We start from the raw sequence: 18293 nt of genomic DNA, 5'->3' as shown, positions 1-18293 counted from the left end.
CGGACATGGTCCGCCAGGACATTCGCTAGGACATTCGCCAGGGACGTTCGAGTGCATGGACATTCGATTGCAGGATTTTCGATTGCAGAATTTTCGAGCGAAAAAAAGTCGCCCCCGGCTCCGAAGAGTCGGGGGCGACGTCTTGCATCACGCCATGGCACTCAACCGCGAGGGCCAGCCATCGTGATGATCAGGCAGCGCGATGTTCCCGCAGAATGGTCAGCATGCGCTTGAGCGGCTCCGCGGCCCCCCACAGCAGCTGGTCACCCACGCTGAAGGCAGACAGGTATTCACCACCCATCGCCAGCTTGCGCAGACGGCCGACCGGAACGGTCAGGGTGCCGGTAGCAGCAGCCGGTGTCAGGTGCTTGAGGCTGTCTTCCTTGGTGTTGGCGACGACCTTGACCCAGTCATTGTGCTTGGCCAGGCGGTCTTCGATCTCGTCCAGCGGCACGTCCTGCTTGAGCTTGACGGTGAAGGCCTGGGAGTGGGAGCGCATCGCACCGATCCGCACGCACAGCCCATCGATCATGATCGGGTTGCCCTGGCTGTCGAGAATCTTGTTGGCCTCGACACCGGCCTTCCACTCCTCGCGGGTCTGACCGGATTCCATCGGGGAATCGATCCACGGCAGCAGCGAGCCGGCCAGCGGCGCACCGAACTGCTGGGTCGCGAAATCATCGCCGCGCATGGTGGCGGTCACCTTGCGGTCGATATCCAGAATCGCGCTGGCCGGGTCTGCAAGCTCCGAGGCCACGCTGCCATTGAGCTGGCCCATCTGGGTCAGCAGCTCACGCATGTGGCGCGCACCACTGCCGGACGCCGCCTGGTAGCTCATGGAGGTCATCCACTCGACCATGCCGGCCTCGAACAGGCCGCCCAGGCCCATCAGCATCAGGCTGACGGTGCAGTTGCCGCCGACGAAGGTGTTGGCACCGGCACCGATCTTCTCATCGATCACGTGACGGTTGACCGGGTCCAGCACCAGCACGGCATCCTTCTCCATGCGCAGGGTGGAGGCCGCATCGATCCAGTCGCCCTTCCAGCCGGCTTCACGCAGCGGGCCGAACACCTGCTTGGTGTAGTCGCCGCCCTGACATGTGACGATGACGTCCAGCGCCTTCAGCTCGTTGATGTCGTTGGCATCCTTGAGCGCCGGCACCGGCGTGCCCACGTCCGGGCCGGCCTGACCGACCTGGGAGGTGGAGAAGAATACCGGCTCGATACCGGCGAAATCGTTGTCATCACGCATGCGTTGCATCAGCACGGAACCGACCATGCCACGCCAACCGACAAATCCGACTTTCAACATGCTTGTTCTCCTTGTTCATGCACGGCCGGGAACACGGAAGACACCGAAGCTCCCGGCACAGGAATGACCCGCAGCGAGCACAGGCAACTCACACGAGGCGAGCCTTGCCTAACGCTCCAGCCGCAGGTCCTGACACGAAAGCCCAGCGACGCACGCCAGGCTTCCTCATGATCATCTCGCGTGAACGCCACTCACGAGCGGCGTTCACGCGGGTCTTGCCTTACGCCTGGGCCTTGAAGGCGGCCAGCACGGCATCGCCCATCTCAGAGGTGGAGACCTTGCGAGTGCCAGCGTAGGCGATATCGGCGGTACGCAGACCTTCATCCAGCACCACACCGACGGCCTTCTCGATACGCTCGGCCCACGCCGCTTCATTCAGCGAGTAGCGCAGCATCATGGCCACCGACAGGATGGTGGCCAGCGGGTTGGCGATGCCCTGACCCGCGATGTCCGGCGCGCTGCCGTGGCACGGCTCATACATGCCCTGGCCGCTGGCATTCAGCGAGGCGGACGGCAGCATGCCGATGGAACCGGTCAACATCGCGGCCTCATCCGACAGAATGTCGCCGAACATGTTGCCGGTGACCATCACGTCGAACTGCTTCGGTGCGCGCACCAGCTGCATGGCGGCGTTGTCGACGTACATGTGCGACAGCTCGACATCCGGATAGTCGGCGGAGATGCGCTCCATCACGTCACGCCACAGCATGGTGACTTCCAGCACGTTGGCCTTGTCGACGCTGCACAGCTTCTTGTTGCGCTTCTGGGCCATCTCGAAGGCGGTACGGCCGATACGCTCGATCTCGGACTCGGAATAGACGTAGGTGTTGTAGCCGACCTGCTGTCCGTCGCGCGTCTCGATGCCACGTGGCTGGCCGAAGTAGATGCCACCGGTCAGCTCACGCACGATCATGATGTCCAGACCGGACACCACTTCCGGCTTGAGGCTGGAGGCCTCGGCCAGCTGCGGGTAGAGAATTGCCGGGCGCAGGTTGGCGAAGAGTTCAAGCTCCTTGCGCAGCCCCAGCAGGCCGCGTTCCGGACGCAGGGAGATATCTTCCAGCTTGTCCCACTGCGGGCCACCGACCGCGCCGAGCAGGATGGCGTCTGCCGCCTTGGCGGCGTCCAGCGTGTCCTTAGGCAGCGGATGGCCCGCCGCGTCATACCCTGCACCACCGACCTTGCCTTCGCTCAGCGTGATGTCCAGCCCTTCGCTGCGTGCGGCTTCAAGGATCTTCACGGCTTCGGCCGTGATTTCCGGGCCAATGCCATCACCGGGCAGAATCAGGATATTGCGGCTCATCTGGAACTCCTTGGGCCGGAGAGCATCCGGCAAGACCGACGGTTCACCGCCGGTGCTGAGACTGGGCTCGCTGCCACTCTGGACGGCGAGCCATGACGAATGTGTTGCGACTTCGGCGCTGACTGGCGTGACGCTGGACAGATCAGGCCGTCTTGCCATCGCGGAACAGCCACGGACGCTCGGCGCGATGACGCGTCTCGAAGCTGTCGATGGCGTCCTGATCCTTGAGAGTCAGACCGATGTCATCCAGGCCTTCCATGAGGCAATGCTTGCGGAAGCTGTCCACCTCGAAGGCGATCGACTCACCGGACGGCGTGATGACGGCCTGCGCCTCGAGATCGATATCCAGACGATACCCTTCCACCGCTTCGGCTTCCTTGAACAGGCGATCCACCGTGCCCTCGTCGAGGGTGATCAACAACAGGCCGTTCTTGAACGAGTTGTTGTAGAAGATATCGGCGAAGCTCGGCGCGATGACGACACGGAAGCCGAAGTCGGTCAGTGCCCAGGGCGCGTGCTCCCGCGAGGAGCCGCAACCGAAGTTGCGACGTGCCAGCAGCACGCTTGCGCCTGAGTAACGAGGCTGATTGAGCACGAAATCCGGATTCAGCGGACGCTTGCTGATGTCCTGTCCGATATAGCCCTCATCGAGATAACGCAGCTCATCGAAGAGGTTCGGGCCGAAGCCGGTACGCTTGATCGACTTCAGAAACTGCTTCGGGATGATCAGGTCGGTATCGACGTTGGCGCGATCGAGCGGTGCCACGAGGCCCTGCTGGCGAATGAACTTTTCCATGTCGGGCCTCCTCAGGCTGCGTGGGTATCGGAAGTAGGAATGGGGGCAAAGTCACGAACATCAACGAAGTGACCCGCAATCGCGGCAGCGGCGGCCATGGCCGGGCTGACAAGGTGCGTACGCCCACCGAATCCCTGACGACCTTCGAAGTTGCGGTTGGAAGTCGAGGCGCAATGCTCGCCGGCGCCCAACTTGTCGGCGTTCATCGCCAGACACATGGAGCAGCCCGGCTCGCGCCATTCAAAGCCCGCGGCGAGGAAGATCTCGTGCAGTCCTTCGGCTTCCGCCTGTGCCTTCACCAGGCCAGAGCCCGGCACGACCATCGCCTGCTTGAGGCTCTTGGCGACCGTACGGCCTTCGGCCACGCGCGCCGCTTCACGCAAGTCCTCGATACGCGAGTTGGTGCAGGAGCCGATGAACACGCGGTCCAGCTTGATGTCGGTGATCTTCTGCTGAGCGCTGAGGCCCATGTACTCGAGCGCACGGGTGATGCCACGCGCTTCGGTGTCATCGTTGGCGGCTGCCGGGTCCGGCACCACGCCATTGACGCTGGTGACCTGCTCCGGGCTGGTGCCCCAGGTGACCTGCGGGGCGATGTCTTCCGCCTTGAGCACGACAACCTTGTCGAATTCGGCGTCTGCATCGGAGACCAGATTGCGCCAGTCGGCCACGGCCGCTTCCCACTGCTGGGCGTTCGGCGCATAGGGACGGTCGCGCAGGTAATCGATGGTGATGTCATCGACCCCGACCAGACCGACCCGTGCCCCGGCTTCGATGGCCATGTTGCAGATGGTCATGCGGCCTTCCATGGAAATGTCCTGGATGGCGGAGCCGCCGAATTCGATGGCATAGCCGGTACCGCCGGCGGTACCGATCTCACCGATGATGGCGAGCACGACATCCTTGGCGGTGACGCCAGTGCCGAGACGACCATCGACGCGCACCAGCATGTTCTTCATCTTGCGCTGGATCAGACACTGGGTGGCGAGCACGTGCTCGACCTCGGAGGTGCCGATACCGTGAGCGAGTGCCGCGAAGGCACCGTGGGTCGCGGTGTGGGAATCGCCACACACCACGGTCATGCCCGGCAGGGTTGCGCCCTGCTCCGGCCCGACCACGTGCACGATGCCCTGACGCGCATCATTGATGGTGAACTGCTCGATGTTGAAGCTGTTGCAGTTGTCGTCGAGGGTCTGCACCTGGATGCGAGAGGTTTCATCCTCGATCCCCGCGATACCGGCAGCGCGCTCCTTGAGAGAGGTCGGCACGTTGTGGTCCGGCGTTGCCAGGTTGGCATCCAGACGCCACGGCTTGCGACCGGCCAGACGCAGCCCTTCGAAGGCCTGCGGCGACGTCACTTCGTGCAGCAGGTGACGGTCGATGTAGATGAGTGCAGTACCGTCTTCACGTTGCTTGACCAGATGCTGGTCCCACAACTTGTCATAAAGGGTCTGGCTGGCCATGTCGTGTCTCCTCGTGGCGCCCTACGGTAAGAGCGCTTGCTGCCTCGGGGCTCGTGGCGGCCCCTTGATGAGGTGTGTCGTCCAGTGTTGATGGCGGGGCGGTCGTGCGAGCCATGTCGCAGGTGGCTTGCCACCAGAGGCTCGAGCATCGCCGCCGCGTCCTGTGCATCAAGAGTACTCGGCGGCGATGAATAAAAGCAATTCATGTTTTTCATGCTTTGGATTCCCAGAAGGAATACCATTGCCTCAGCCGACATTCCCCCTGATCGCACGGAAGATCATTCTTCTGAATGCCCTCATGACAGGATAGCTGCCCCACATGGACACACCCTCTCTGCAGGCCTTCGTTGCCGTCGCGGAAACCGCCTCCTTCTCACTGGCGGCCGAACAGCTGCACCTGACACAACCCGCTGTCTCCAAGCGCATCGCGCAGCTGGAACAGCTCCACGGCGCGCGGCTGTTTGATCGCATCGGGCGGCGCGTCACCCTGACGGAGGCCGGCAACATCCTGCTGCCGCGGGCACGTGCCATTCTGGTGATGCACGATGACACGCGGCGCGCGCTGCGCAATCTGTCCGGCGAGGTAAAAGGCAGCCTGACGATGGCGACCAGCCACCATGTGGGCCTGCACCGTCTGCCGCCACTGCTCAAGGCCTTTACCATGTCCCATCCCGAGGTACGCATGGACATGCGCTTCCTGGATTCGGAACAGGCCTATCAGGGCGTACTGGATGGGGAGCTGGAACTGGCCGTCGTCACTCTGGCACCGCATCGCGATCCCAATCTGACGGTGGTGCCGGTGTGGCTGGACGAGATGCGCTTCGTGTGCGGACGAGACCACCCGCTGGCGGGACACAAGGCGTTGCCGCTGGCCGCCCTTTCACAGCACGACGCCGTGCTGCCGGGCCACCTGACCTTCACGCGTGGCATCGTCATCGACACCTTCGCGCGTGACGGCCTCTCGGTGGAAGTCTCGATGTCCACCAACTACCTCGAGACCCTCAAGATGATGGTCGCCATCGGCCTGGGCTGGAGCGTGCTGCCGGAAAGCATGATCGACGACGAGATCGAGATCCTGCCCATCGACCACCGCCCCATCGAGCGCCAGCTCGGCTACCTCTATCACAACAACCGCACCCTCTCGAATGCCGCCAGCGCCATGATCGAGCTGCTGGAAGGGGCAAGGGATGCGGCCTCGAGACACCGCTGACGAATTTCGAAAGCACAACGCCAGCCCTGAGGGCTGGCGTTGCTGTAGAACGTCCTGCTGGTGGTGCCGCTGATCAGCGCTTGCCAGTGTCCTTGTCATTGCCCGCTGAGCCATCCGTCTTGCTGGCCGCAGGCTTGGCCTCGTCCTTCTTGGCCTCTTCCGCTGCCTTGGCGGCGGCGGCCTTGCTGGCGTTGGAGGGACGGCCACGGCGCGGCTTGGGCGCTGCGCTGCCGGTATCACTCTTGGCATCTGCACCCGCCGCACTGCCAGTGTCCCTCTTGGCGGCAGATCCAGCAGCCTTGGCTGTGCTTCCAGCACCTGTGCTGCTGGCGGTCTTGGCAGTGCTTCCAGTGCTCGCACTCCCCGTCGAGCTGGAGGCTGGCTTGCTGGCCGCGGCGCGCTTGGTGGTGCTGGCTGTCGTCTTGCTGGAGGCTGGCTTGCTGGCCGCGGCGCGCTTGGTGGTGCTGGCTGTCGTCTTGCTGGAGGCCGCCGGCTTGCTTGCCGCGGTGCTCTTGGGAGCACTGGCCGCCGCCTTGCTCTGTGTCGCAGGCTGCTTGGCAGCGGGCGATGTCGCCGTGCTGCTGGAGCCCGAGGCAGTGGAAGCAGCGCCGCCGGTTGAGGTGCCGGCCGCAGACGGCTTGCTGTCAGAGGCTGACTTGCTCGCAGTCGTCTTGCTGGCAGCTGTCTTGCGCGGCGTGGAGGTCTTCGCCGCTGAGCTACCTGTACTGCTGGCAGCCGTGCTCGCAGTGCTCGGTTTTACAGTGCTCTGTTTTGCAGTACTCGGTTTTGCAGTGCTGTCGCTGGCCGTGCTGCTGGTGGTCGTTGCGCTCTTGGCAGCAGTGCTCTTGGTAGCAGGGCTTTTGGAAGCTGTGCTCTTGGGTGCAGCACGTTTGCGCGCGGCGGGCTTGCTTGCCGGCGCTGCTGACTCAGTAGCCGCTGATGCCGCCTTGGAAGCGGCAGGCCCGGTGCTGGCGCCTTGCGCCCTGGAGGCACCGGACGAGCTGCTGCCCTTCGCATCGCTGGCATCATTGCTCGCCTTGCCCGCCGCGCTCCCTGTCATTGCCGACACCATCTCTTCCAGTGGCAGCGTGACCTGCTTGAGCGCGTCATTCATGCGCTTCTCGACCGTCTCCTGCACATCACGCACGGTCTTGAGCTGCGCCTGTGCGGCTGAGGTGATCTCTTCCGGCACAGTCTGGCCGAGTACTTCGGGGATGGTCTGGCGCGCATAACGCCCCGGCGCCGCTTCGATCACGTCGAGCTTGCCCTCACCCGGCGTGCGCGCAGAGACTTCCGGTTCCGGCTCGACGAAACCATTGCCGGACATCCATGCCTGCCAGTCATTCCACCAGGAGCCTTCATGCGCCTCGGTGCCCTCAAGCCAGGCATCCGGTGTCGCCGGCAGCTCGTCATTGGTGACGTAGCCGTACTTGTTCTTGTGCGGCGGATTGACGATACCCGCGATATGGCCTGAGCCACCCAGCACGAAGCGCTTGATGGAAGCCTTGGGCAGCTGGGTGCCGTTGTAGGTGGTCTGCCACTTGGCGATGTGATCCTCGCGGGCGGAGACCCAATAGCTGGGAATCTCGATCTGCGAGAGGTCGATCGGGACACCGTCCAGCTCGATACCGCCGGGCTGCACAAGGCGGTTCTCCAGATACATGTGACGCAGATACCAGGCATGGGTACCGGCCGGCAGGTTGGTGCCGTCGGTATTCCAGTACAGCAGGTCGAACGCGGTCGGCGCTTCGCCCTTGAGATAGTTGGAGACGTAGAACGACCAGAAGAGGTCATTCTCGCGCAGCAGGTTGAAGGAGAACGCCATCACGCGGCCATCCAGGTAGCCGTCCTGCGCCATCTGCTTCTCAAGGCCCTGCAGTACCGGCTCGTTGAGGAAGACGCCGATCTCGCCGGGATCGGAGAAGTCCTGCAACGTCGCCATGTAACTGACCGAGCGCACGCGATCCGCCTGTTTCCTGGCCGTGAGATAGGCCATGGTGCTGGCCGTCAACGTGCCGCCGATGCAGTAGGACAGGATGTTGACCTGCTTCTCGCCGGTGGCCTGTTCGATGGCATCCATCGCGGCAAGCGGCCCCATCTGCATGTAATCGGCCCAGGTGAGATCGCTCTGCTCCGGCCCGGGATTGCGCCAGGAGATCAGGAACACGGTGTGCCCCTGCTCCACCAGCCAGCGCATCATCGAATTGTCCTGACGCAGATCGAGAATGTAGTACTTGTTGATCCACGGCGGCACGACCAGCAACGGCGTACTGAAGGCCTTTTCCGTCGCCGGGCGATACTGGATCAGCTGGATCAACTCATTCTCGAACACCACATCCCCCGGCGTGACGGCGATGTTGTCGCCGAGACGGAAGGCTTCGGTGTCGGTCATCGCGACATTGATGCCTTCGGCGGAGTTGGCAAGGTCTTCCCGCAGACGCTTCAAGCCGTCGAGCAGATTCTGGCCGCCGGTTTCACGGGTCACCCGCTGCACTTCCGGGTTGGTGGAGGCGAAGTTGGAGGGCGAGAAGGCACTGACGTACTGGCGCGCGTAGAACTCGAGATTGCGCTTCTGGCTCTCTGGCAATCCCTTGATGCCCGCCAGCATCTCATCCACGGCGCGCGAGAACAGCAGGTATTGCTGCACGAGGAAGTGATAATACGGTTCGCTCTGCCAGGCCTCATCGCGGAAGCGACGATCAGAGCGTGCGGGGCTGATCACGGGCTCGACACTCTCACCGCTCATCTCGCGCAGCGTGCCCTGCATCAGGGCCATCTGGTCCTGGAAGAGGCGGGTCTGCGTGGAAATCAGCAACTGGGGGTCACGTGCCAGTGCCTCCGCGCCTGCCTGGAAGCAACGTCCCATCTCGTCGTAGATGGTGGAGGCAGCAGCACTTGGCCACAGGCGCTCCAGCATGTCACTCATCAGAGCCTGATACTGGGTGCTGGCTTCCTGTACCACGCCGGCCCATTCGCCGCCGTCGACGCCATCGGGGAACAGATGGGAAAAGGCCTGAGAGAATGCCTGAGAAAGTGCCTGCTGCTGGGCTGAAACCATATCGCCCGTCCTCCTTGTCATTGGCTATCGAAGCATGGCTGTCGAACGAACGCCGACATGCACGATTTCATCGAACCGAATCCTTCCGTACCTCTGCAGTGCAATGCCCTCGAAAGGCGTTCGCGGCGCCGTCACTGGCACCTTGCACCGACTCTCTTCACTCTGGCGTCACTCTGGCAGGCCAGAGCCTTGCAGTCCGCTTTCCGTCGCATTCATGCCAGAGGCGCGAATACGACGGAAAGCCGGCTGAGACCTCTCATCTGTCGTCTTGCCGCCTCGGGGGGGGCGACTCTCAGCATGCACCCGGGCCGTGATGGGGGCAATGCCTGACCTCGCCAAAAAAAGGGCTGGCGCGTGCGCCAGCCCTCTCGATGATTCTTCAGCTCTGCTTGGCGCGGCTGGTGGCACTTGCCGGCTTGCTGGTGCTGTCTTTCGCGGCATCCGCCGTGGCGGAAGACGCCTTGCTGGCAGCGGAAGATGCCTTGTCCGTGGCTTCCTTGCCCGCATCGGAATAGGCCTGTTCCATCTGGCTGCGCATCTCGTTGCCCATTTCCGCCAGTTTCAGGGAATCGTCCATCATCTGCTGGGACAGCTCGGTGGCCACTTCCAGCTGACGATTGCCGAATTCGCTGAGCTGCTCGACACTCTTCACTTCCGTCGCGGCGCGGGCACGCTCGAAACCGGTATCGGCATAGCGCTTGGCGGCATCCATCTGGAACTCGGCCACCTTGCTCATGTGGTCGAGCACCAGGCTGTTGAGCTTGCGCATCGGCTGATAGAAGCTGCGGGCCTGCTCGGCAAAGGCGTTGAACATCTGATCCTGTTGCATGACGGTTCCTCCCATGGATTCCGTACCGGAAGAGCGCGCAGAAGACTCTGCGCCATCTTTGGAGCGCAGCATTATGCTGCACTGCACAAAGACTAGTCTGCTCCCGAAGCGGTTGCAATCCCATGACGATAATCCTGCACCGCAATGCCTTCAGCTTCCCTCGTCATCCATCAATCACGCTGACTGCGTGAGCGCGCGCTGGCGGCCTTGGGTCTGTCCTCGGCGGTCGCCTTCTGCGCAGCTCCCGCATGCGGGTCATTCCCAGCGGGCTCACTGTCGCCACCACTGGCCCCACCACTGGCGTTGCCCGTGCCCTGCTGACCGAACTGCTGCAAGGTATCCAGCATCATCTTCTGGTACTGCTGGAAAGCCGCCATGCCCTTGGCCATGCTGTCGCCCATCTCGTTGGATGAGGCCCCCGGGGAATCGGCCGCTGACGCGCCGCCCATCCCCGCCATGCCTTCCGCCATCCCCGGCGGCATGAACCTGGCAAACGGCGTGCCCGCCCCCGGTGTCATCAGCGGCTTGAGCAGGCTCATCGGATCATAGCCCTCGACGCCCGCTTCCATCTGACGACGAAAGCGCTCCATCAATTCCTGTTGAAAGGCTTCCACATCCGGCAGGCCCATCGCCTGGCGAAACTCCTGAGGCGTCAGGTCGAATTCGACATTGATCTTCATGGCAGTGTCCTTGTGTTGTCTGCCCGCGCACGGCGTGGTGCGCGAGTCCGCTGGCATGCTTGCCATTCGAGTCTAGCAGCGAGAATGACACGGGGGCAGCCTGCTACTTACGCCTTTTCTTATTTACTTTGTGCAAGCCAACCCACCACGCAAGACGCCCCAGCCACGGAGGATGCAGGGCATCACTCCACGGATGGGGCGTCTCTTTCTCACTAAAAGTTCAGCAGCTTGGCAGCGTTACAAGTTCAACAGCTGGGCAGCGCCAGCAGTTCAGCCGCGCCGCAAGCGGCTTACACCTCGCGCAGCACCGGTGTGTCGACCTTGACGTCGGTATTCTGGCCACGATGGCGCAGCAGGTGGTCCATCAGCGTCAGCGCGACCATCGCCTCGGCGATCGGCGTGGCGCGGATACCGACACACGGATCATGACGGCCAGTGGTGATCACCTCGACTGCCTCGCCGTTGACGTCGATGCTGCGACCCGGCAGTCGCAGGCTGGAGGTCGGCTTGAGCGCGATGCTGGCACGCAGGGTCTGGCCGCTGGTGATACCGCCCAGGATGCCGCCGGCATGATTGGAGAGGAAACCTTCCGGCGTCATCTCGTCACGGTGCTCGGTACCCTTCTGGCTGACCACGGCGAACCCGTCCCCGATCTCGACGCCCTTGACGGCGTTGATGCTCATCAGGCCATGGGCCAGCTCGGCATCGATGCGATCGAAGATCGGCTCACCGAGACCCACCGGCACGCCAGTCGCCTCGACGGTGACCTTGGCGCCCACGGAATCGCCTTCCTTGCGCAGGGCGTCCATGTACTGCTCCAGCTCCTCGAGGCGGTCCGCATCGCCACAGAAGAACGGATTGGTGTCGACCAGCGACCAGTCCTTGACCTCAAGCTCGATGGGACCGAGCTGGGACAGATAGCCGCGCACCTGCACGCCGTGGCTCGCCAGATACTTCTTGGCGATGGCACCGGCGGCAACGCGCATGGCCGTCTCGCGCGCGGAGCTGCGGCCACCGCCACGGTAGTCACGCTCACCATACTTGTGGTGATAGGTGTAGTCGGCGTGGGCCGGACGGAACTGGTCCTTGATCTTGCCGTAGTCCTTGGAGCGCTGATCGGTGTTCTCGATCATCAGGCCGATGGCCGTGCCGGTGGTGCGGCCCTCGAACACGCCCGAGAGAATGCGCACCTGGTCCGGCTCGCGACGCTGGGTAGTGTGACGCGAGGTGCCGGGACGGCGGCGGTCCAGATCGATCTGCAGATCCGCTTCGCTGATCTCGATGCCCGGCGGGCAACCATCGATGATGGCGCCCAGCGCCGGGCCATGGCTTTCGCCGAAGGTGGTGACAGTGAACAGCTTGCCGAAGGTATTTCCGGACATTCAGGGGGTCCTCAGGCGATGCCGCCGGTCATGGCCGACGGCGTTCTGATAATAGTTGTCGTGAGCTTTTTCAGGTCTGGCGCTGAAGCGAAGGCACCAGACGAGCCTGTCTTCAGGCGAATTCGGGGGCGCAAACGTCCAGTGTCTGGGCATCGATGGCGAAGACGCCGTTGCCGCCGCGCTCGAACTCCAGCCACATGAAGGGCACGTCCGGGAACGCGTCCATCAGGTGGCGCTCGGAGTTGCCGACCTCGACGATCAAGACGCCGTCGTCGGTCAGGTAGTCACGCGCCTCGCGCAGGATACGGCGCACGATATCCAGGCCATCATCACCGGCGCCCAGCGCCAGCGCCGGCTCATGGCCGAATTCCTGCGGCATGTTGGAGAGATCGAAGGTATCCACGTAGGGCGGATTGGAGACGATCAGGTCATAGCGCTTGCCGGCCACGCCCGCGAACAGGTCCGACTGCACGGCGATGACCCGCCCTGCCACGTCGTGACGTTCGATGTTGCGACGCGCGACTTCCAGCGCCTCGCTGCTGATATCGACCAGGTCGACCTCGGCGGTCGGCATCACCAGCGCGGTGGCGATACCGATGCAGCCGGAACCGGTGCACATGTCCAGCACGCGAGTCGGCGGCAGTTCCGGGAACCAGGCCGAGAAGCCGCTCTCGATCAGTTCGGCGATCGGCGAGCGCGGAATCAGCACGCGCTCATCGACATCGAAGGGAACGCCGGTGAAGAAGGCTTCACCGAGCAGATAGGGCAGCGGCTTGCGGGTGGTGATGCGTTCACGCACCAGCGCCACGATGCGCGCACGCTCCATGGTCAGCAGACGGGCGTCGATCACGGCGGGGTCCGTGTCCCACGGCAGATGCAGCGCACCCAGCACCAGCGCCACCGCCTCGTCCCAGGCAGAGTCGGTGCCGTGGGCGAAGTGCAGACGGTGCGCGTGGAACTCGCTGGTCGCCCAGCGAATCAGGTCGCGCAGAGTCACCAGCTCCTCGACGAGACGGGAATCCGGCTCACTGAGGCTGGAAGGATGGCGCAGGTCGGACGCGGAAGTAGTGGACACGGTGATTCCTGTAAGCGGACAGATGGACAACGAGCGCCGCCAGTCATGAAGCGTCGGTGGCGTCTCGCGCAGGCATTGTAGCGTTCACGAGGCGTGGCGGCGACCCTTGCACGCGCCATGGTCACCGCGCGTGACGTGCGCGACATCATGGGACGCCACTGACCTTGCACGGCACGGCGCGGTGCTTCACAGCACCGACAGCCACGCTATACTGCGCCCCTTGCCATTCACCGCTTGCGGAGCCCCCAGCCATGCCCCCCCGACACGACGACAGCTCGGATGACGGCGACGATTTCAACGCCTTCCGCGCCGCCCTCAAACAGGCCGGCGTGCGCAAGATCACCAGCAACCGGGCAGACCCCGGCCGCAAGCCGCTCAGCCGTGACGAGCAGGCCCGACTGGCCGCGCGTCGCGCTGCCGCCAGCGAAGCCTCGACCGACTCTCTCGGCACGCCATCGCGCACCACGGACGGCCAGGTCGAACCGGTCACGCCCAGCCAGCTGCTCGACTTCGCGGTACCGGACCTCCCCTACCGCCAGCGCCAGCGCCTCAAGCGCGGCGAGATCGCCTGGGAAGCCGGTCTCGATCTGCACGGCTACACACTGGAGCAGGCGCGCAGCGAGCTGGAATCCTTCATCGATGACGCCATCGCGCGGCGCTCACGCTGTGTGCTGGTCGTACATGGCAAGGCGTGGACCGGCATGGCGGATCACCCGATCATCAAGAGCCACGTCAACGCCTGGCTGCGCCAGTGGCCGGACGTGCTGGCCTTCACCTCGGCGCTGGAGCTGGACGGCGGCAGCGGCGCAGTTTATGTATTGTTGCGCAGCAAGGGCCGTGATCCGCTGATGGACTGAGCAAGCCCCTCCATCGCCACGCCACGGAGTAGCGACACAGGACATCTGAGCAACTGAACACCTGAGCAACTGAACACCTGAGCAACTGAACATCTGAAGCAGGCCTCACGCCGAGCCTGCCATCATAACGACAAGGGAACACCCCGATGACACCCAACGCTGAACACTCCACACGCCAGCCCTCACGCCGCGCGCGCTCCACCGCCATCTTCAGCGGCGTGACCGCAGCCACCCTGTCACTGACGCTTGCCACGCCCGCTGCCGCCAGCGATTCCCTGGCCGACAGCACGCTTTCCCGCGTGAAGGAGACTCAGGTGCTGAAGGTCTGCACCACCGGTGACTATGCCCCCTTCAGCCATCGTGAAGACGACGGCGAGTTCGAGGGCATCGACCTCGACATGGCCGCCTCGCTGGCCGCAAGCCTGGGCGCAAGCGTCGAGACGGTTCCGACCAGCTGGCCGACGCTGATGGAAGACTTCACCTCCGGCAAGTGCGACATCGCCATGTCCGGTATCTCGATCAAGCTGGATCGTCAGGCACAGGCCTACTTCAGCCTGCCCTACCAGACCGGCGGCAAGACGCCCATCGTGCGCTGTGAAGATGTCGACAAGTACCAGACCGTCGCCCAGATCAATCAGCCGAGCGTGCGCATCACCGTCAATCCGGGCGGCACCAACGAGCGCTTCGCCAATGAATTCCTGAGCGATGCCACGCGCGTCGCGCATAACGACAACCGCACCATCTTCAACAACATCATCGAAGACCGCGCCGACGTGATGGTGACGGATGCCATCGAGACCCAGCTGCAGGCCAGCCGTCACCCGGCGCTGTGCAGCGTGCATCCTGATGCGCCATTCACCTTCTCCCAGAAGGGCTATCTGCTGCCGCTGGGTGACAACCTCTGGAAAGCCTATGTGGATCAGTGGCTGACCCAGATGCAGGGCACCGGCGAGCAGGCCGCCATCTTCGAGAAATGGATCAAGGGCTGAACCAGCGCGTCAGCGTCAGCCTGAGCCACATGCCAAAAGCCCCCGCCAATCTCGTTTGGCGGGGGCTTGCGTCATTGCCGCGTGCTCATCGACCTCCTAGCCATCCAGCCCCTTCTCGTAACGATCCAGCGCCTCGGCGGCCAGGTGACGGCCCAGCTTGATCAGGCCTTCGGCCCGGTGGAATTCGTAGGCGCCACACACCGTCTTGGGGATCTCGACCAGAATGTCCGGCGGATACCCGGCGATCTTGTACTTGGCCAGTGTCGCCTGGGTGATATCGAAGGAGCGCATCATCATGTCGAGCTTGCCCCAGGCCTGCTCCGGCGAATTGTCGTCGTCGACTCCCTCCTCGATCTCCGCGAGGCGCCGCAACTCCCGATTCTCGCTCTGACGCCCCTGCGCCTCGCGCGGGTCAGCATCTTCCCGGCCCTCCTTCACGGCCTGATTCAGCACATCGTTCAGGGTCGCGCCCGTGCTGGTGGCGGGCTCCGTCTCCGGCGCCTCCGATAAGGTCGTGAAGGGCGGGGCGAGACTGCCTCCCGGCGGCAGCGGCACGCCGCCCAGGGGGCTCACCGCCGAGGTGGAGGATGGCGGTGGCTCAGCGAGCTCAGGAGGCTGTGTCGCCTCACGCTCGGCCGAGAACATGCGCTCGGCACTGCGGCGCACGCCACGCAGCCAGTCACCGAATCCGCCCTCCTGCGCCTGCAGCGCGGCCTCGCGTGCTTCCTCTTCGGCCGCCTCCGCCGGGGGCAGCATCTGCTCCAGCGTCTGGTTGCGCGGCGAGTGCGCGGTGGCATTCACCGCCAGCACCAGATCCACATGCGCGGCCACCAGCGGCGTGATGGGCAACGGATTCATCAAGCCACCATCCACCAGCATCTTGCGATCGCGCTGCACCGGCGTGATCACCCCCGGCACGGCGATGGAGGCCCGGATCGCCTCGAGCAGATTGCCGCTCTGGAACCAGACCTCCTTCTGGGCGATCAGGTCCGTGGCGACGGTGGTGAGCGGTATCGGCAGGTCCTCGATGCGCGTATCCCCGATCAGGGCCTCCAGCTCTTCCATGATGCGACGGGCGCGGATGGCGCCCATCGGGCTCCAGGTCACGTCCACCAGGCGCAGCACATCGAAATAATCCAACTTGCACACCCAGTCCCGATAGGCGTCGAGCTGACCGGCGGCATAGATGCCGCCCACCAGCGCGCCCATGGAACAGCCGGAGATGGCGCGAATGTCGTAGCCCCGCGCCAGCACTTCCTCGATGACACCGATATGGGCATAACCGCGTGCCCCGCCACTCCCCAGTGCCAGGGCGATGGTCTTGCGCTTGGCCATGGCATGTCTCCCGATGACGATGATGAAGGATGACCTTGGCGCGACGGACTACTCGCCCGCGACGATCCAGTCGATGATCCGTGCCGCGACCGCCGCGACATGTCCCGGCTCCAAATGCAGGTGATGGCCGCCGGGCAGGACGCAACGCTCCAGCCCGCGCACGGCCGCTCGCGCCAGCTGCGCTTCGGGCCGCTCCCTCAGGATACCCTGCTCCCCCTCGATCAGCAGCACCGGCTGATTGACGGCGGCCAGCAGCGCCAGTACCTGCTCCGGGGTATAGCGCATCACCGAGGGTCTGAGCAGACGACGGTCACTGCACAGCCGCCAGCCCTCTTCGAGGGGTTCGAGGTTGCGCTCGACCACCGGGCGTATCGTCTCGGCATCCACGGGCGTGACGCCACCGGCCACACGCGCCGCCACCGCCTCCTCGATGCCACGATAGTGCGCACGACGCGAGGGCTGGCTCCCCGAGGCCTCTCGCGAGAGCGGACGCGCATGAAGCGCCAGCAGGCCACGGCGCAACTGCCCCACCACCTCGTCAGCCGGTGTCGCCAGCGCCCCGATACCGTCGATCAGCACCAGTCGGGCGACATGCTCCGGCAGGGCCGCTGCGACTTGTCCGGCGACGGCAGCGCCAAGCGAGTGCGCCAGCAAGGTGACCGGCGCCTCCGGCATGCCCTCGCCTCGCAACCCTTCCAGCGCTTCGATGACATCGTGACAATAATCCCACACCGCATAGTCGCCATCCGGCCCCTGGGGACTCGAGCGACCATGCCCGACCAGGTCGATGGCCACGATCCGGATGCCCAGTCGCTCACACAGCAGAGGTGCCAGGCGCGTGAAGCTGGCGGCATTGTCGAGCCAGCCGTGCAGCGCCAGCCATACCGGGGCGTCAGCGCTGGCCTGCTCGGAGCGCCACTCCAGCGCCGCTATCTCGCCGCCGCAGCGACGCGTGAACGTCAAGGGACGAGGGGATGGGCGTGATGTGCCCGTCGTGGAATTCATGCCATCAACTCCGGTGCCAATTGCGAGAGGGTCGCCAACAGCGCCTCACGCGTCAGATCAGGATGCTCAAAGGGATACATGTGTCCGCCCGGCACCGTGGCGACCTCAAGCCCGGCCCGTTGGAGCCTGGCGATGCGCGGTGGCGTCAAGAGGTCCGACTGCTCACCTGCCAGTATCTTCACCGGCACCTTGAGCCTGGCCACGGACCCCGTGAGGTGATCACTCAGATGCCGGAAGATCTCCACCTCGTGACGCGTATCGAAGCTCAGCGACAGGCTGCCATCGCCGTGGCGATGCGTGGCATGCTCGATGTAGTCCGCAAGTGCGCGGGGCGTGAAGTTGGCGAACAGCGAGCGGCGACGCAGGTAATCATGCATCGCCTGAGGCGAATCCCAGCGGGCACGCCGGCCACGCGTGCGCCCTGCCGGCGTGACACGGTCGATGAAACCGAAGCGCTTGGCGATCTTGAGGCCGATGGCATCACGTCCCAGCATCAAGGGCGGGTCAAGCAGGATGACGCAGTGGAAACGCGCCGGCTGCTTGAGCGCGGCCATGTAGTTGACCACGCCTCCCAGCGAATGCCCCACCCCGATGACCTTGCGACTGTCCGGCGTGCCTACCGGCCCCAGCGCCGTGTCCAGACAGGCCAGCCATTCGTCCCGCAACGCGATCAGATTGCGCCCCACCGGATAGGCGGGATCATGCGCCAGCCTGTCCACCGGCAGCAGATCGAACGACTCGGCCAACGGGGCCAGCAGGCTGTTGTAACAGGCGCCGGTGAAGCCATTGGCATGGGCAAACGCCAGCAGCGGACGTGACTCTCGCGGCTCGGACACCTCCCGAGGCTCCGCTTGCGGCACGACCTCTACGGCCCCCGCCACGGCGGCTTGCCCAGCGGATGCTGATGAGGCATTGCGGGATGGCACTGTCATCATGAAGTCTCCTCACCTTGCGTGGCGGTGTCGCCGGATGCCACAAAGCAAACGGTCGTTTGACCCA

14 protein-coding genes and 1 pseudogene are annotated in these 18293 nt (G+C 64.2%); 3 read left to right on the top strand and 12 right to left on the bottom strand.

Annotated elements, in window-relative coordinates; all coding sequences use genetic code 11:
- Nucleotides 1-190 precede the first annotated feature (190 nt).
- The 4 genes from asd to leuC all read right to left on the bottom strand — a co-directional run bounded on the left by asd (nt 191) and on the right by leuC (nt 4874).
- On the bottom strand, nt 191-1312 hold the full coding sequence (asd, locus tag PJK54_RS00430) for an aspartate-semialdehyde dehydrogenase (RefSeq protein WP_084209075.1): 1122 nt from the start codon (nt 1310-1312) through the stop codon (nt 191-193).
- 220 nt (nt 1313-1532) lie between these two features.
- Nucleotides 1533-2615: a 3-isopropylmalate dehydrogenase gene (gene leuB, locus PJK54_RS00425; RefSeq protein WP_271301954.1), complete on the bottom strand. Its 1083-nt coding sequence runs from the start codon at nt 2613-2615 to the stop codon at nt 1533-1535.
- A gap of 142 nt (nt 2616-2757) precedes the next feature.
- The gene (leuD, locus tag PJK54_RS00420) at nt 2758-3411 is read right to left on the bottom strand and encodes a 3-isopropylmalate dehydratase small subunit (protein ID WP_271301953.1); all 654 of its coding nucleotides are present in this window, start codon (nt 3409-3411) and stop codon (nt 2758-2760) included.
- A gap of 11 nt (nt 3412-3422) precedes the next feature.
- Entirely contained in the window at nt 3423-4874 is a 1452-nt protein-coding gene (leuC, locus tag PJK54_RS00415) for a 3-isopropylmalate dehydratase large subunit (RefSeq protein ID WP_141392273.1), read from the bottom strand.
- A gap of 319 nt (nt 4875-5193) precedes the next feature.
- Here leuC and PJK54_RS00410 point away from each other — a divergent pair, with 319 nt between their 5' ends.
- Nucleotides 5194-6084 carry a LysR family transcriptional regulator gene (locus PJK54_RS00410; protein ID WP_077372378.1) on the top strand — a complete coding sequence of 297 codons (891 nt, stop codon included), beginning with the start codon at nt 5194-5196 and terminating at the stop codon, nt 6082-6084.
- Between the two features lie 1195 nt (nt 6085-7279).
- On the opposite strand, the pseudogene phaC reads toward PJK54_RS00410, so the two are convergent.
- The 5 genes and pseudogenes from phaC to prmB all read right to left on the bottom strand — a co-directional run.
- Nucleotides 7280-9010, bottom strand: a pseudogene (gene phaC, locus PJK54_RS00405) (class I poly(R)-hydroxyalkanoic acid synthase); the annotation flags it as partial.
- Between the two features lie 511 nt (nt 9011-9521).
- On the bottom strand, nt 9522-9971 hold the full coding sequence (locus PJK54_RS00400; protein ID WP_167593039.1) for a phasin family protein: 450 nt from the start codon (nt 9969-9971) through the stop codon (nt 9522-9524).
- Between the two features lie 170 nt (nt 9972-10141).
- Nucleotides 10142-10651 (bottom strand): DUF6489 family protein, encoded by a 510-nt coding sequence (locus PJK54_RS00395; RefSeq protein WP_191237983.1) that lies wholly within the window; start codon nt 10649-10651, stop codon nt 10142-10144.
- Nucleotides 10652-10941: 290 nt separating this feature from the next.
- Nucleotides 10942-12033 carry a chorismate synthase gene (gene aroC / locus PJK54_RS00390; RefSeq protein ID WP_271301952.1) on the bottom strand — a complete coding sequence of 364 codons (1092 nt, stop codon included), beginning with the start codon at nt 12031-12033 and terminating at the stop codon, nt 10942-10944.
- A 112-nt stretch (nt 12034-12145) separates the two neighbouring features.
- Nucleotides 12146-13108 (bottom strand): 50S ribosomal protein L3 N(5)-glutamine methyltransferase, encoded by a 963-nt coding sequence (gene prmB / locus PJK54_RS00385; protein ID WP_271301951.1) that lies wholly within the window; start codon nt 13106-13108, stop codon nt 12146-12148.
- Between the two features lie 251 nt (nt 13109-13359).
- On the opposite strand from prmB, the gene PJK54_RS00380 reads away from it, so the two are divergent.
- Together PJK54_RS00380 and PJK54_RS00375 are read left to right on the top strand one after the other, a co-directional pair.
- Nucleotides 13360-13965, top strand: a complete 606-nt coding sequence (locus PJK54_RS00380) for a Smr/MutS family protein (protein ID WP_136938208.1) — start codon at nt 13360-13362, stop codon at nt 13963-13965.
- A gap of 146 nt (nt 13966-14111) precedes the next feature.
- Nucleotides 14112-14954 (top strand): transporter substrate-binding domain-containing protein, encoded by an 843-nt coding sequence (locus PJK54_RS00375; RefSeq protein WP_271301950.1) that lies wholly within the window; start codon nt 14112-14114, stop codon nt 14952-14954.
- 96 nt (nt 14955-15050) lie between these two features.
- Here the strand turns inward: PJK54_RS00375 and PJK54_RS00370 are convergent, their stop codons facing one another.
- From PJK54_RS00370 to PJK54_RS00360, 3 genes are read right to left on the bottom strand one after another with little or no spacing between them, the layout of a single operon-like run.
- Nucleotides 15051-16289 carry a patatin-like phospholipase family protein gene (locus PJK54_RS00370; protein WP_271301949.1) on the bottom strand — a complete coding sequence of 413 codons (1239 nt, stop codon included), beginning with the start codon at nt 16287-16289 and terminating at the stop codon, nt 15051-15053.
- A 48-nt stretch (nt 16290-16337) separates the two neighbouring features.
- On the bottom strand, nt 16338-17294 hold the full coding sequence (locus PJK54_RS00365) for an alpha/beta fold hydrolase (RefSeq protein WP_271301948.1): 957 nt from the start codon (nt 17292-17294) through the stop codon (nt 16338-16340).
- Nucleotides 17291-18226 carry an alpha/beta fold hydrolase gene (locus PJK54_RS00360; protein ID WP_271301947.1) on the bottom strand — a complete coding sequence of 312 codons (936 nt, stop codon included), beginning with the start codon at nt 18224-18226 and terminating at the stop codon, nt 17291-17293. The genes PJK54_RS00365 and PJK54_RS00360 overlap by 4 nt, the downstream gene beginning before the upstream one ends.
- Between the last annotated feature and the right edge of the window lie 67 nt (nt 18227-18293).

This window comes from Cobetia sp. MMG027, from assembly GCF_027947415.1.
GTDB classification, from domain to species: domain Bacteria; phylum Pseudomonadota; class Gammaproteobacteria; order Pseudomonadales; family Halomonadaceae; genus Cobetia; species Cobetia marina.
The sequence above is the reverse complement of the archived record's forward strand: the minus strand, read 5'-3'. Positions and strand labels throughout refer to the sequence as shown.